The sequence below is a fragment of the Streptomyces sp. NPDC001914 genome (assembly GCF_042891215.1).
In the GTDB taxonomy this organism is placed as follows: Bacteria; Actinomycetota; Actinomycetes; order Streptomycetales; family Streptomycetaceae; genus Streptomyces.
In genome coordinates, this window is sequence record NZ_JBIASW010000018.1 from 117,741 (window position 1) to 132,083 (window position 14,343).

12 protein-coding genes and 1 pseudogene are annotated in these 14,343 nt (G+C 66.1%); 10 read left to right on the plus strand and 3 right to left on the minus strand.

The genetic code is table 11. The features are described 5' to 3' along the window. The first annotated feature begins 551 nt into the window (after positions 1-551). The 3 genes from ACFYYF_RS35250 to ACFYYF_RS35260 are packed head-to-tail and all read left to right on the plus strand — an operon-like array spanning position 552 to position 4,103. Positions 552-1,745, plus strand: a complete 1,194-nt coding sequence (locus tag ACFYYF_RS35250; protein WP_388782060.1) for a lycopene cyclase family protein — start codon at positions 552-554, stop codon at positions 1,743-1,745. Positions 1,746-1,785: 40 nt separating this feature from the next. Continuing rightward, positions 1,786-2,517 (plus strand): class I SAM-dependent methyltransferase, encoded by a 732-nt coding sequence (locus ACFYYF_RS35255; protein WP_388782063.1) that lies wholly within the window; start codon positions 1,786-1,788, stop codon positions 2,515-2,517. 53 nt (positions 2,518-2,570) lie between these two features. Next, complete coding sequence (locus ACFYYF_RS35260) at positions 2,571-4,103, plus strand: FAD-dependent oxidoreductase (RefSeq protein WP_388782066.1); 1,533 nt, start codon at positions 2,571-2,573, stop codon at positions 4,101-4,103. A 192-nt stretch (positions 4,104-4,295) separates the two neighbouring features. On the opposite strand, the gene ACFYYF_RS35265 is transcribed toward ACFYYF_RS35260, so the two are convergent. After that, positions 4,296-4,481, minus strand: a complete 186-nt coding sequence (locus tag ACFYYF_RS35265) for a DUF6480 family protein (RefSeq protein WP_388782069.1) — start codon at positions 4,479-4,481, stop codon at positions 4,296-4,298. An 852-nt stretch (positions 4,482-5,333) separates the two neighbouring features. Next, positions 5,334-6,128, minus strand: coding sequence for a MerR family transcriptional regulator (locus ACFYYF_RS35270; RefSeq protein WP_388782072.1), 795 nt, complete (start codon positions 6,126-6,128; stop codon positions 5,334-5,336). A 600-nt stretch (positions 6,129-6,728) separates the two neighbouring features. On the opposite strand from ACFYYF_RS35270, the gene ACFYYF_RS35275 reads away from it, so the two are divergent. Next, complete coding sequence (locus tag ACFYYF_RS35275) at positions 6,729-7,028, plus strand: WhiB family transcriptional regulator (RefSeq protein WP_388782223.1); 300 nt, start codon at positions 6,729-6,731, stop codon at positions 7,026-7,028. Positions 7,029-7,351: 323 nt separating this feature from the next. Continuing rightward, a pseudogene (locus ACFYYF_RS35280) lies at positions 7,352-7,552 on the plus strand (RNA-guided endonuclease TnpB family protein); the annotation flags it as partial. Between the two features lie 314 nt (positions 7,553-7,866). Here the strand turns inward: ACFYYF_RS35280 and ACFYYF_RS35285 are convergent. Beyond that, entirely contained in the window at positions 7,867-9,201 is a 1,335-nt protein-coding gene (locus ACFYYF_RS35285; protein ID WP_388782226.1) for a DUF3370 family protein, read from the minus strand. Positions 9,202-9,414: 213 nt separating this feature from the next. Between ACFYYF_RS35285 and ACFYYF_RS35290 the strand changes: the two genes are divergently transcribed. From ACFYYF_RS35290 to ACFYYF_RS35310, 5 genes are all read left to right on the plus strand, one after another. Beyond that, the gene (locus ACFYYF_RS35290) at positions 9,415-10,725 is read left to right on the plus strand and encodes an ABC transporter substrate-binding protein (RefSeq protein WP_388782075.1); all 1,311 of its coding nucleotides are present in this window, start codon (positions 9,415-9,417) and stop codon (positions 10,723-10,725) included. A gap of 81 nt (positions 10,726-10,806) precedes the next feature. Further along, positions 10,807-11,685 carry a carbohydrate ABC transporter permease gene (locus ACFYYF_RS35295; protein ID WP_388782078.1) on the plus strand — a complete coding sequence of 293 codons (879 nt, stop codon included), beginning with the start codon at positions 10,807-10,809 and terminating at the stop codon, positions 11,683-11,685. Beyond that, entirely contained in the window at positions 11,682-12,605 is a 924-nt protein-coding gene (locus ACFYYF_RS35300; protein ID WP_388782081.1) for a carbohydrate ABC transporter permease, read from the plus strand. Before ACFYYF_RS35295 ends, ACFYYF_RS35300 begins: the two co-directional genes overlap by 4 nt. Next, positions 12,602-13,375: a GntR family transcriptional regulator gene (locus ACFYYF_RS35305; protein ID WP_388782084.1), complete on the plus strand. Its 774-nt coding sequence runs from the start codon at positions 12,602-12,604 to the stop codon at positions 13,373-13,375. Before ACFYYF_RS35300 ends, ACFYYF_RS35305 begins: the two co-directional genes overlap by 4 nt. Further along, positions 13,372-14,313 carry an ROK family protein gene (locus tag ACFYYF_RS35310; RefSeq protein WP_388782087.1) on the plus strand — a complete coding sequence of 314 codons (942 nt, stop codon included), beginning with the start codon at positions 13,372-13,374 and terminating at the stop codon, positions 14,311-14,313. The genes ACFYYF_RS35305 and ACFYYF_RS35310 overlap by 4 nt, the downstream gene beginning before the upstream one ends. Positions 14,314-14,343 lie beyond the last annotated feature (30 nt).

Sequence of the window (14,343 nt, forward strand, 5' to 3'; positions counted from 1 at the left end):
CGCCTGCCGGCAATGCCACGAGCAGCTCACCGAGTTCGAACGCGTGATGACAGCTGGACGTCACGCCGACATCAGCGAGCTTTTCCCCAGCCCACCGCCCCATGTCTGGGAAGCGATTCGAGCCGAGGTCCAGGCGGAGCGCGCAACGAGACCATCGACCTGCGGCAGCCAGGCTCCTCAACCCGCCCGCCGAACCTGACCGGCTGTAACGCGGCACCGAGAAAAGCGCAGGCGTTTTGTCCAGCGGAAACCCGACCTGTTGTCATCACATACCTGAGGCCGCTGGCAGTCACAGTGTGCTACGCCGTGCGCAAGGGTCGCAGAGTGGGAGCGAGGCATAGGCGCAGGGCCGGCCGCCTCTCGAGCACCCGCCCGCATCTATCCCTGTCGCCGCTTCCTGCACCCGAAGTATTTCAGTCATCAACGCCCGGGACCCGTCTCGCATCATCTGCGCGGACCCGCGTGTCGACGTTTGGGCCTGCATCCGTAAGAGCACACGAGCTGGAATGCTTCACAAGCGTGTCATCACGGCGCGCTAGGAGGGGATGTTGGTGCTTGAAGCGGACGTTGCCATCGTGGGCGCGGGAGCCGCCGGACTCTCCCTGGCCCACCGCTTGGCATACCCCGCGACCGGGACGCACCGGCCTTCCGTGCTGCTGATCAGCGCCCCGCCCGGACCTCTGAGACCCCCGCGGCGTACCTGGTGCTTCTGGGAGCGCGGCCGCGGACGTTTCGATGCAGCCGTCACTGCTGCCTGGCAGCACCTTCGGGTCCACACCCCGATCGGGCAGAAGATCGAAGACAACATCGCGCCCCTGCGCTACAAGATGATTGCGTCCGACAACTTCGAGGCATTCATCGACCACTACCTTGCTCAAAGTTCCACGATCTGCCGCATCGAGGCGAGCGTTGAAGCAATCGAGGGCATCTCCAACGGTGTCCACCTTCACACGCGCACCGCCGAGGGCTATCCCGAGACCCTCCGGGCCCGCTGGGTCTTCGACTCGCGCCCTCTCGGCAGCCTTCCCGCGGCCCGCACCACCCTGCTCCAGCACTTCCATGGCTGGTTCGTCCACACCGAACAGCCGATCTCGCAACCCGATGTCGTCGACCTCATGGATTTCCGCACCCCGCAGCCGCCACGTGGCCTGTCCTTCGGCTACATCCTGCCCACCGGCCGCCACCATGCCCTCGTGGAGTACACCGAGTTCTCCGCCCAAACCCTCTCACGCCACGAGTACGAAGCCGCCCTGCACCACTACACGAAGGACATTCTCGGCTTCAGCAACCTCCAGATCGTCTCAACCGAGACAGGCGTCATCCCCATGACCGACGGTGTGTTCGCCCGTCAGACGGCACCCTCGGTCTTCCGCATCGGCGCAGCGGGAGGAGCGACCAGGCCATCGACCGGATACACCTTCGCCGCCATTCAGCGCCAGACCGCGGCCGTCGCTGATGCCCTTGCCAGGGGCCGCACTCCACTTCCACCCCCCGCCCACTCTGCGCGATCCCGCGCCATGGACGCTGTGATGCTCCGGGCACTTGCAAGCGGTCGCGTCGACGGGGCCGCCTTTTTCGCGCATCTCTTCACTCAGGTGCCCATGGAGAGACTGCTGCGCTTTCTCGACGGACGTACGCGACTGACCGAGGATCTCGGCGTCGGCTTCCGCACCCCGGTCCTGCCCATGCTCCGCTCCGCCGCCGAGCTCACCCACCTGCCCCGCCGATCCTTCCCCGGACCGTAACTCGTCGCGGCTGCCACCGTATCCAGTTGAGGAGACCCGTATGACCCTGCTGCGCGACGCGGACCTAGCCACCGCGTTCGACCACGCCGCTCGCAGCTACGACACGCTGGTAGCCGCCAACCCCGGCTACCACGCCCACCTCCGCCGATCGGCGCGCCGCCTCGGCCTGCCCGACGGCGGACGCAATATGCGCGTCCTGGACCTGGGCTGCGGCACCGGCGCCTCCACCGCCGCCCTTCTCCAGCAACTCCCCGACGCCCAGATCACCGCAGTGGACGCCTCAATCGGCATGCTCCAGCGAGCTGCCCAGAAAACCTGGCCCGACAACGTCTCCCTCGTCCACGCGCCGGCAGAACGCCTGACGGAAGCAGGTGTCGAAGGCCCCTTCGACGCAGTCTTCGCCGCATACCTCTTCCGTAACGCGGCCGACCCCAACACCGTGCTCGCCACCGTGCAAGACCTGCTCACCCCCCACGGACGCCTGGCCGTGCACGACTACACCCTCAGCGGAAGCACCATTCACCGAGCGGTGTGGACGGCGGTGTGCGGCGCCATTGTTCTGCCCGCGGCCACCGCCCTGGGTGACGGCAAGCTGTACCGGCACCTGTGGCGCAGCGTCGTGGAATTCGACACCGCAGACGAATTCGCCGCGCGCGTGCGATCCTCCGGTTTCGACCGTGTCCGTGTCCTTCCACTACCGGGATGGCAGACCGGCATCACCCACACCATCGTTGCCAGGCGCTCGACCGGCTATGTAGGCGGTGCCCGGTGAGGGCCCCCAAGCGACGAGAGGTCGCACGGCGCGGCAGAGACCGACGCGCTCGCATGCTTCTCCCGCCGCCCGGCGCACCCAGGGTTCGCGAGGACCTGCCTCCGACGACAGCCGTCGTCGGAGGCGGCATCGCGGGCCTGGCCGCAGCAACAGCACTGGCCGAGCGAGGTGTCCGCGTTACGCTCTACGAGCGCGAGCCGACTCTCGGCGGGCGTCTTGCCGGCTGGCCCACCGCTCTGCACGATGGCACCACCGTAACGATGAGCCGTGGCTTCCACGCCTTCTTCCGTCAGTACTACAACCTACGGGGACTCCTGCGGCGGACCGATCCGGGACTGGAGCATCTGACAGCTCTGGCCGACTACCCTTTGCGTCACAGCACGGGACTCCAGGACAGTTTTCGCAGGATTCCACGAACCCCGCCCTGGAGCGCTCTGGGCTTCGTCGCCCAGAGTCCGACCTTCGGCGTTCATGATCTGCTCCGCATGAACCCCCGTGCTGCCCTGCCCCTCCTCGACGTTCGCGTCCCCGATGTGTACGAGCGTCTCGACGCCGTCAGCGCCTACGACTTTCTCCAGTCAGTCCGCTTTCCCGAAGCTGCGCATCATCTCGCCTTCGAGGTGTTTTCCCGTAGCTTCTTCGCGGACCCGCGGCATCTCTCGGCAGCTGAGATGGTGCTGATGTTCCACATCTACTTCCTCGGATCCGCCGAGGGCCTGCTTTTTGACGTGCCCGACGAACCCTTCCCCGACGCCCTCTGGAATCCGCTCGCTGACTACCTGACCCGTCATCATGTCGACCTGCGCACCGCCACGGCGGTAGAGACAGTCCTGCCCACCGCAGACGGTGGTTTCCTCGTCGCCACCTCCAACGAGGAGCGGCGATACGACACTGTCGTGCTGGCTATGGATACGGCCGGGCTACGGTCCGTTGTGCAACACTCTCCAGAACTGGCCGATGCCGAGTGGCGCCAGCAGATCTCCGGGCTGCGCAACGCCCCTCCCTTCCTGGTCTCTCGACTCTGGCTGGACCTGCCCGTCGCCCGCCACCGGCCAGGCTTCCTGGGCACCAGTGGCTATGGAACTCTCGACAACGTCAGCGTGCTGGAGCACTGGGAGGGCCAAGCGGCGCGATGGACGGCTCAAACCGGTGGCTCTGTAGTCGAACTGCACGCCTACGCGCGCCCAGAGAACGCAGACCGGGAAGCCGAAGAAGATAGCCTCCTGGAACAGCTGCACGCCGTTTTCCCCGAGACGCGCAACGCGAAAGTCGTTGATGCTCGGCACGAATGGCGCTCCGACTGTCCGCTGTTCCCAGTCGGCGGATACACCAACCGTCCGACCGTTCGCACCTCCGATCCGGGCCTGATGGTCGCCGGTGATCTCACCCGTACCGACCTGCCCGTGGCGCTCATGGAACGCGCAGCTACGAGCGGATTTCTTGCCGCCAATGCTCTGCTTCAACGCTGGGGCGTCCAGGGGCAGACCCTCTGGACCGTCCCGGACCGAGGCCGCAGCGCCGTCCTACGGGGACTGGCTCGATGGGGTGCGCCATCCACAACAGACATGCCCCATCGGACAGGTTGAGGAGCCGACCAACGAGGCAAGGATGACGCCCAGCTTGCGCCGCGCCCGTGCGCGTCCCAGCTGCTGGACCCCTGCGCTTGCTACGACGCTTGAGCCGACGAGGACGACGGGCGCCGCTGAGCCCGACTCTTGACCGGGGCGTCGATAACCGAACAGCGACGAAGCCGGAACTTGTTGAGTCGGGGATCGACCTCACATCGTGATCACGCGCACCAAGAAGAATCCCGCTACGAGAACACAGCCGATCACGATCAAGGCCAGCCATGCGCGCGGATGTTCCCAGATTCCGCCATCGGGTCGTTCCTCGTGCGCCTCAGCCGTTGAACCCTCCACAGGAGGAGTTTCGCCCGGGGGATGAAGTGGTTCACTCACAGCCACACCGCCCTGCCTGACTCGATACCGGTCGAAGTAGGGTCATATGAATGCATTACCCTCATCGTCGGAGGCGTTGGCGGCATCGAGTTCCCGCTACGTGCCTGCGTCGTGAACTGCTTCCTGATGACCATGCATACCTCTCGTGAAGCGCCATAAAAGTGTATCTATGTCCTACTTTGATTCAACTGCTGAAGGTCGTTTGGATGCGCAGCGAACTAGTTTCGTGGACATCTGGGCAGTTGGCTTCGCAGGGTCCACGGGCAGGTGATGCTGCGGCAACCGCGTACTGCCTATTTCAACTGCGCCTCCGCTCAGCAGCTGCTCCTCGATGGCGTTGAGGAACAGCTCAGACACGACGGTCGATCGCACCAACGGCGCCTGCGGCGTGAGCCGGCGCTGAACATCCCAACGGATCAACGCTCGCGGGGACGTTGTCCTGTCGTCGTGACTGTTCGGCGTTGCACGGTGAGGCGTCACCTCCTACCTATCCGACATCCGTACGATCGTGAGCCTTTCCCTCCTTGCCGCGTTGGGTGGATTTCTCGCTCTGCGCCGCTCCACACGGACTCGGGAGTGTCTTTCATCGTGGTCCCGACTGCGGCGCCGGCAAGTCAGTGCGCGGAGACAAGAATGTGGACTGTGTCGCTCAAGGTCTGGGGGTGCAGAAGTTCGGCTTCACAGCGCCGGCCCCAGCCTGGTCCGCACAGCAAGATGTGACTGTGGGTTCGGGCGCCGTGGATACCCCAGCGGATTGCGGCGAGGTGGTGACAGAGAGGAAAGTTGGCAGTGCTGCGGGACTGAGACCATAGAGCCACTGAGGCGGGAGCGATCCGTCGGACGGCGGCTTCAATGGATTCAGCTGGTACCGAACTGCCTAGCGTGATCACGCGCTGCCCCCGTTCCGCCAGAACTGCGGTGAGCGCATCCAGCGGGAGGGTGTGCTGTTCGTCGGGCATGCAGGCTCACCACCGCCGTGACCGCCGAGTACGGCACCGCCAAGAGGATGGGGCGGATTTCGGCGGGCCTGTTTGTAGCGACTGCGCGGGCATAGGTGTGGCGGAGTGCTGCCGAGATGTGCCAGGACAGTAGATGTTCCACCTCGACGTACGTGTCCTCGGAGGACTCCCATTTGCGACCGATCGAGAGCAGGGTCGGGGTGATCACCTCTTCCCGCGCGGTCATGACCCCGTAGGACCCGATGGCCGCCGTGATCTGCTCATGCACTGCCTCGGCGTCCATGCGTAGCGCTGCCCGGGCAATTCCTTTGGACCGGCGGCGCCAGTCTGGGTTGGACGGGGTGGTGGGTGAGGTTGGGGGAGAGTCGGATGGCGGCTCGGTGATCGCTGTCAAGCGGTGGGGAATCGTGATGGACGAGACATCTGTGGCGGTGCGGACCTTGGCAGCCCAGTCTTTCGCCGCGCGGGCCGCCTCGGCCGGTGGTACGCCCTGCGCCGTCAGGTGGCACATCTCCTCCACCATCGCGACGTCCTCGGCGGACCAACGGCGGTGATGTCCCTCGGTCCTTGCCGCCGGTCCGAGTCCGTAGCGTCGGTCCCATGAGCGCAGGGTGGTGGGGGAGATGCCGAGCTTACGCGCGAGCGCACCTGTTGTGACGTTAGTCCCGACAGGGACTTTCTCGTATGCATCCATGCAGTTCCTCCACCTTTGTGTGGGCATGCATGCTCATGAGATGTTCCCGATTTGTCCGTCAAAGAGATGCGCCCGGCAAGAGCCGTGAAGTTCTGGGAGAACTCCGATGCGGGGATCGGCTCTCCGAGTCCGGAGGCGTCGACGGATGGGAGGGACGGACTTGAGCGCCGTTCTCAGCCGGGCTGGAAGGGTTTTCCGTCGGGCGGATGCGGCAGTTTGGTCTATTGGGAAGCCGGACAAGCGTGAGGGGAGCCTTGTGGATCATTGACATCGGCTACACCGATGTCAATGACCGATGGGGTCAGGCGAAAGCTGAGGCTGAGATGATCGGTGGGTGCAGTGACTGCCTGGCCGGCCGAGGTCGCCTAGCAACTGCACAACCTCGTGACCCCGAGCATGCGTCGTGGGAACGTGTGCGGGACCGCCGCGCTAGCGGTCCGGGGCTTGCATGACTGACCTGGCGCATCGTGAAGGAATCTCGAGATGCACTCGCTGTAAGAAAGACTATAAATTAGTCCAAACCTCTGCCGGGCCATCGGCACCTCAAGGGTGTTGATGCAGCCGTCCTGACTGTTCCGGTCGGGCTACCAGAGGTGCATGATGAACAGCTCAACCCCTGCATCACAGTCCGACTCCAACTGGCGTGGCAAGGCTGCGTGTGTCGGCGAGGATCCAGAACTGTTCTTCCCGTTGAGTGATTCTCCCGCTGCGGAGTCGTCGGCCTCGCAGGCCCGTGCTGTATGCCGCCGGTGCCCAGTTCTCCTCTTGTGCCGCGCCTGGGCGATCGATCAGGGCGAGGACGACGGGATCTGGGGTGCAACCACGGCTAGCCAAAGGAGGGCCATCCGGCGAGCCTCGTTGGAATCGCTTCCACGCAACTGGCTGTCAGCGAACGGGTGACAGTGATCGACAGCGGCAAGTGATCAGGGGTGTATCCCGAAGTAAGCCGAGGACATCGGGCCCGGTCTGTCCCATTCGCGTCGCGAGGCTGACATCGGCGCGGAAGGCGGGCGCGGGACCGCACTGCTCGATCTGTTTGCCGGAGCCTGGGGGAGTGCCCGGATGCCGGGTGGTCGGTCGAGGAGGGTGGAGCCTGGGAGGCATGGGTGAGGGACCCGGGGTCGGGCCCCTCACCGTGCGCGCATCGAGTGGTGCGCGGCGCCTGTTCAGCTTGTCCGGGCTGCAGGCCACGGCAGAGCTCGGGCGTCAGGGTTGTAGGCGACCTGGCCGCAGCGGATACGGCGATCCGCCGGGCCAGAGGCGAGATCGGCTGGCTCGCTGTCCTGCCCGCCCAGGCCGCGTAAGCGGTACTGAAGACGTACTTCCAGGTATGGAAGAACTGCTTGGATGGCTGTGCCGGGGCGTCGGGCTTCAAGGCCCGCGTCCGTTCGGTGATGTCCGTGGACATCCCGCAGGGGCGGGACCCAGCCACAGATTGTCTTGTTCCCGGAGTGGCGGAGACCAGGACATCGTCCACGCGGTCGAAGCCTCGTGGAGCCGACCGCAAGTCCCGCGCCATCCGTCCCCGCCGCAAGGCCGGGGTGGGGCGGCAGGTGGTGGTGCAACCCTGCCGCGGCAGCGGCAGAGACGGAAGCGGCGGCCCGCACAAGCCGAAGCCCTCATGCTCCGGTGATGTGACGGTACCTTCCGGGCGGAAATCCCGGAAGGCAGAGACCTGACTACCGTTTCTGTAAAGGCTCTATGAGCTGGCAGTGCGCGGTTCAGGACGAGTGAGGCGTCAGATGCTTTCCAGCAGCAGTTGGGATCCAGCCGTGATTAGGCCGGGGACCAGGAAGCGAAGAGACACTGCTCGCGATTGTCCGGTCGCGACAGTAACGGTCTGGAGGGTGTCGCGCGGAACGGTCGGCCGAACGTAGGTGGTCACGATGTCTTCCGGTGCGTTGTCGACGGACACTGCGACAGCGCCGTTCCAGGTGTTGCCCGGGACATCTGTAGTGCCTGTGACATTGGAGCCGAAGGTGAGTTGGACCGTCCGAGATTCGGCTCCGTTGTTACGCAGGAGCAGGTCGATGTTGTACCACGAGCCGTAGTTGCCCCAGCTGCGCTGGGAGGAGTCCGTCAGGGCGGCCGTGGCGGGCGCTGTCTGGTCGAGTGCTGCGACCTGGCGGTGGGTCGTGTTGACGGCGAAGCCCACGTGGTGGCCAGCGGCGGGTACATCGAGGGTCACCTGTCCCGTGTTCCATGCCGAGGCGCCGTAGACGCCCGCTTCCCGCCCGTAAGTCGTCGCGGTCTGGGACACGATGTTTCCCGGCGCCCAGGCTCCGTCTGTCTGCGACAGGTTCATAGCTGTTTGCGTACTGCCGTCGGTGGTGACGACGGCGTATGTGTAAACGCCTGAGCTTGCCGTGATCTCGAGACGGCCGTCCAGAATGGATCCGGTCATGGGCAGGCGGGCCACCTCGACCATCTTCTTGGATGCCACCTGGGTCGGGTTGAGGAACACGCGTGTCCCACCTGTGAGCCAGTCCGAGGAGGTGGCGTAGCAGGGGCCTGTGCCTGCGCGCATAGCCGGATCCTGGACGAGGGGCTTGTCGGCATTGGTCCAGGCGGCGCCGCGTGCGGAGACCGTGACCGCAGTGGCGCCCGGGTTGGAGGCCAGCACGTGCAGGTAGGCGGCGCCTCCTGTGCTGTTCTGGTGGTAGAGGTATAGCGGAAACGTTCCAGACAGGGAGCGCGCGGCGCCTCCTCGTGCTGCCGAGGTGCGGCTGTGCTGCATCAGCCATCCCGGCCCTGTCACCGTCTCGGGATTGTTGGAGACGACCATCTCGGGGCCGCCGAGGGCTCCTGGCAGTTGGAGCAGCTGTTCACGCGGGACGGTCGGGCCGGGCGCCGTGGGCGCGCCGGGCGTCCAAGCACTCTCATCGAACCCGGCAGTGGTCCGGTCCTCTGATTGTGTAAGCGATCGCTGGTCCGTATATGTCGCGGCCTGTGCGCTGCCTGTCCCGAGGGCGAAGATGCCTCCACCCAGTCCCGCTGAGAGGAGTCGAACAAGGCTGCGCCGGGAGGGTTGCAACGTCATCTGTGCATCCTTTCGTCGAGAGACGCCGCACATCAACCCATGTCACGGTTGAGTTGGCAAGACCCTGTACGCGATGTCTGCCGATGGGATGCCGGCGCAGGGGCCGTTGTGAAACCTTGCGTCGAGATCTTGACGACGGGATGGTCGGGGCACAGACTCTCCTCCGAAGTGGTACGGACCACTTCTTGGTCTTGGAGGCTCCGCTGCGTCCCGGACCGCACGATTCTCGGATGCGCAAGGAGATCCATGCCTTCCCACAGAGGCCTCCGCCTCGCCTCGGCAGTCCTGGCCCTCGGTGCCCTGACCACTGCCTGCGGTCTTGGCGGCTCGAACGACAACGCCGCCAGCAGCCCCCAAACTGACGGGCCCCTCAAGGGGACCGTGACGTTCGCGACGCTCCAGCTGAAGCCGACGTTCACCACCTACATCGACGGTGTGATCGACGCCTTCGAGAAGAAGCACCCGGGCGTCGACGTGAAGTGGATTGACATCCCCTTCCAAGGCGCGCAGGAGAAGATCACCGCCGACGCGGCGGCCGGCACGCTGCCCGACGTGATCAACCTCAACCCGCAGTTCGCCCAGGCGCTGGCCGCCAAGGGGCAGTTCGTCGACATGGACAAGGCCGCCGCCGATGTTAAGGCCGACTACATACCCGGTGCCTGGGAAGCTTTCCAGGTGCCCGGCAAGGCCGGCTCCTTCGGCATCCCGTGGTACCTCACGTCCGAAGTGACCATGTACAACAAGGACCTGTTCAAGAAGGCAGGACTGGACGCGAGCAAACCACCCGCAACGTTCGACGAACTCCTCGCCGACGGAAAGTCCCTCTCCAAGGCGGGCAAGGGCAGCTTCTACGGCATCCACCCAGCCCTGGAGAACAGGTTCATCACCGACCTGGCCAAGCAGGGCGTTCCCATCCTGGACGACAGCGGCAAGAAGTGGACCTTCAACACCCCCGAGGCCGCCGCGTACCTGACCAAGCTGATTCAGGCATACAAGAGCGGCGTCTACCCCAAGGACTCCCTCACGCAGGACCACAGCAAGGAGACCGAGGCCTACCAGGGCGGACAGATCGGCCTGTTCCCCTCCGGCCCGAACTTCCTGACGATCATCGAGGAGAACGCGCCGAAGATCGCGAAGCAGACCGGTGTCGGACCGCAGATCACCGGTGAGTCCGGAGTGACGAACATGTCGGTGATGGGCCTGCTGGTACCCAAGTCCAGCAAGAACCAGCCCGCCGCGGTCGCCTTTGCCACCTACATGGCCAACGCCGAGAACCAGCTGGCCTTCAGCAAGATCGTGACCGTGCTGCCCAGTGTCGCGGACGCCCTGAAGGACCCCTACATCACCGCGGCCGATGACACCTCCGTCAAGGCCACAGCCCGCCGGATCTCAGCGGAACAGATCGCCAAGGCGCGGAATCTGGTGCCCGTCCAGTACGACGCACGAGTCACCCAGGCCGTCATCGGCAAGATCGAACTTGCCCTGCAGGGCAAGCTGAGCGCCCAGGAAGCGCTCGACCAGGCCGTCGCCGCTGCCGACGCCATCACCGCAAACTGACCAAGCCTGCCGTCCCACCGGTGGCCGAGCGGTGCACCGACGCCGCTCGGCCCCACCGTTCGAACCTTCGCGGAGGATCTCGTGACCGGCCGACGCTGGTACATACCCTGGCTGTTCCTCGCCCCGGCGCTCGCCGTCGCGGTCACCTTCTTCATCGTCCCCTTCGGCAATACCGCGATTCTCTCGCTCACCAACGCCAGCACTCTGGGCGGCGGCAAGTTCACCGGACTCACCAACTATGAGCGGCTCATCGAGGACGACCAGTTCTGGCTCTCCCTGCGCAACACAGCGCTGTACCTGGTGGTCGTCGTGCCCATGCTGGTGGCGCTGCCGCTGCTGCTGGCCGTTCTCGTCCAGCGCCGGGTGGCCGGTATCGGCTTCTTCCGGGCGGTGTTCTACTCGCCCGTCGTCGCCTCCATGGTTGTCGCGGGGCTCATCTGGTCGTGGCTCCTGTCCAGCGACGGCATCGTCAACTCCTTCCTGCGGGCAACCCACGCAGTGTCCGAGCCGGTGCCGTTCCTCACCGACGCCAACTGGCTCCTGGTCAGTGCCATGGCGATGACCGTGTGGAAGGGCCTGGGCTACTACATGGTGGTCTACCTCGCCGCCCTCGCTAACGTGCCGCGTTCCCTGCTGGAAGCGGCGGAAGTCGACGGAGCGGGTCCTGCCAGACGGTTCCTGAGTGTCACCGTGCCGCTGCTGCGGCCGACGATGGTCCTGGTGGCGACGCTCGCCGCCATCGCCTCCGCCAAGGTGTTCGCAGAGGTCTACACCCTCAGCGACGGCAGTGCCGGACCCGGCGGCGAGGCACGCACTCTCGTCTACACCATCCGTGAGACAGGCCTCGGACTGAGCGGCGAGGCCGGCTACGCCTCCGCCATGAGCCTTGCCCTGTTCGTGGCCACGCTCGGCCTGTCCGTACTGGTCACGCGTCTGAACTCGCGGGAGGAACAGGCATGAGGCTCACCATCAACGCAGCGGCACCCGGTGAAACCGGCCGCGCGCCAAGGGCCGCGAGGGCCGCTAGGGCTGGAGCCACCGACCCGCGTCCGCGCCTGCGCCCGGCCATTGGCCTCACCGCTCGCTATCTGCTGCTCATCACCGTTATGGCTGTCACGGTCGGCCCGTTCCTCTGGCAGCTGTCCACCTCGCTCAAGGGGCAGGGCGACTCCGTATTCGGCTACCCGCCGCAGCTCTTGCCGGCGCATCCGACGCTGGAGCACTACGGGCAGGCCGCAGAGACCGTTCCTGTGCTGCGCTACGGCCTCAACTCCCTGCTGGTCGCTGCGGGCAGTGCGGTCTCGAACTGTCTGCTCGGGGCCCTCGCCGGGTATGCGCTCGCGCGCATGCGCTTCCGCTTCCGCGGCCTGGCCGTGGGAATCTTCCTGGCAACCATGATCATCCCCTTTGAGTCGATCATGGTCTCGGAGTTCCTCATGATGCGCTCGCTCCGCCTGAACGACACGCTGCTCGGAGTCGCCCTGCCGACCGCCGTCACCGGCCTGTCCGTCCTGCTCTTCCGCAACGCCTTCAAGCATCTGCCGCGGGAGGTGGAGGAAGCCGCCCTGATCGACGGGGCGGGGGAGTGGCAGCGCTTTTGGCGGATCGCTCTTCCCGCGGTACGCGGAACCATCGCAGTGGTCGCCATCTTCAGCTTCGTCTTCGCCTGGGATGACTTCCTGTGGCCGCTTATCGTCCTGTCCGACCCGGCCCACTACACGCTCACCGTCGGCATCCAGTACCTCTCCGGCACCTTCACCAACGATCAACGCGTGATCGCGGCAGGCACCATGATGGCGGTGGTCCCGCTGCTGGTCCTCTTCTTCAGCCTGCAGCGGCACTTTTTCCGCGGAGTGGGCGAAGGGGCGGTCAAGGGATGAACACGCGGGCAACACACGCGGCCGGTGCCGGCGAGCACGACAAGGCCCGGTCAAGCGAACGAGAGCCCAAGCACGAGACTCTCCGGAGCGAACTTCTCGCCCTCATCGACGAGGGATTGCACCCCCACGACCCGCTGCCCAGCGAGCGTGAACTGATGCAGCGCTACGGCGTCAGCCGCATGACCGTGCGGCGTGCCATGGAGCGTCTCGCCGTAGAGGGCCGCGTGTACCGGGTGCAGGGCGCCGGAACCTTCGTCGCCGACCCCGCCACCATCAGTAAATCCCTGCATCTGACTTCCTTCTCCGAGGACATCCGCAGCCGCCGCATGGTGCCGGGCAGCCGACTGCTGGTTATGGAACGCACCGGAGCCGACCTCGCCTGCGCCCGCGATCTCTTCCTGACCCCCGGAACCCCCGTCATCCACCTCGAGCGGCTCCGGCTCGCCGACGACGAGCCCATGTGCCTGGAGAACGTCTGGCTGCCCGAGGACTTGGTCCCCGGGCTCCTCGAGGTCAGCGAGCCCTTCTCCCTGTACGGGTGGCTGGAGAGCGTGGGCGCAGCGCCCGTCCATGCCGACCAGACCATCCGTGCCACCGTCGTCGATGCCCGGCAGGCCGAACTGCTGAGCGTGCCTGCTCACTTCCCTGCCCTTCAGGTCGAGCGAGTCACCCGCGACATCCGGGGCCGTGCAGTGGAACGCGCCGTCGGCATCTACCGCGGCGACCGCTACGACTACCGGCTCAGCATCACCAGGGAGCCACGGACATGACCCAACCGTACGAAGAACGCACGGCCCTGCTGGGCGTGGACATCGGCGGCACCAAGACCGCCGCCGTCCTCTTCGACGCCAACCACCGGCCACGCGTGCGCCTCCAGGCGCCCACCCCCGCACATCGGGGAGCCGACGCCGTGGCCGCGCAGGCCCTCGAACTGGCCGCCCAGGCCCTCTCACGCGCTACTGAGCACGAACTGCGCGTGGCCAACGTGGGCATCGGCACTGCGGGCACGGTCGGCCGCGACAGCCGCACCATCACCTTCGCTACGAGCGCGCTGCCGGGCTGGGCCGGCACACCGCTCGCCGACCTCGCGGAACAGCGCCTGGGTCTGCCGGCCAAGCTGATCGGCGACGTTCAGGCCTTCCTCATGGGCGAGATCGCCGCCGGCGCCGCTACCGGGGCGGCGAGCGCCGTCGCCGTAATGGCCGGGACAGGTATCGGCGGCGCCGTATCCGTCGGAGGCGACGTCCTGCTCGGCTCCCACGGCGCGGCCGGCAGCCTGGGCCACCTTCCCGTTCCCACCGCAGCAGGACTGACCTGCCCATGCGGCGCGCGCGGACACGTCGAAGCCGTCGCTTCCGGGCCTGCCATGACCGCCCGCTACAACGACCTTGCCGATGCCACGGCCACCAACCTCCATGACATCGCCGCAGCCGCTGCAGCCGGCGACATGCTCGCCCAGCGCGTCCTGACCGCCGGCGGTACCGCCCTCGGCGAGGCACTCGCCGCAGTCACCGCCGTCGTCGACTGCGACGTCATCATCGTCGAGGGCGGCGTACTGCACTCCGGCCCCTGGTACGGGCAGGCCCTGCGCAAACGGATCACCTCCTGCGCGCTACCGCTGCTGCGCGACGTCACCGTCGTACCTGCCGCCCTCGGCGCCGACGCCGTCGCCCTCGGAGCCGCCGTACATGCCACACGCCTCCTGTAAACCGCCCTGCTTCCACCGCGCGGATCTGCC

Excerpts from the sequence above, each read along its gene's own strand:
- ACFYYF_RS35255 (WP_388782063.1), top strand. The coding sequence starts at position 1,786 with ATGACCCTGCTGCGCGACGCGGACCTAGCCACCGCGTTCGACCACGCC.
- ACFYYF_RS35260 (WP_388782066.1), top strand. The coding sequence starts at position 2,571 with ATGCTTCTCCCGCCGCCCGGCGCACCCAGGGTTCGCGAGGACCTGCCT.
- ACFYYF_RS35270 (WP_388782072.1), bottom strand. The coding sequence starts at position 6,128 with ATGGATGCATACGAGAAAGTCCCTGTCGGGACTAACGTCACAACAGGT.
- ACFYYF_RS35275 (WP_388782223.1), top strand. The coding sequence starts at position 6,729 with ATGAACAGCTCAACCCCTGCATCACAGTCCGACTCCAACTGGCGTGGC.
- ACFYYF_RS35285 (WP_388782226.1), bottom strand. The coding sequence starts at position 9,201 with ATGTGCGGCGTCTCTCGACGAAAGGATGCACAGATGACGTTGCAACCC.
- ACFYYF_RS35290 (WP_388782075.1), top strand. The coding sequence starts at position 9,415 with ATGCCTTCCCACAGAGGCCTCCGCCTCGCCTCGGCAGTCCTGGCCCTC.
- ACFYYF_RS35300 (WP_388782081.1), top strand. The coding sequence starts at position 11,682 with ATGAGGCTCACCATCAACGCAGCGGCACCCGGTGAAACCGGCCGCGCG.
- ACFYYF_RS35305 (WP_388782084.1), top strand. The coding sequence starts at position 12,602 with ATGAACACGCGGGCAACACACGCGGCCGGTGCCGGCGAGCACGACAAG.
- ACFYYF_RS35310 (WP_388782087.1), top strand. The coding sequence starts at position 13,372 with ATGACCCAACCGTACGAAGAACGCACGGCCCTGCTGGGCGTGGACATC.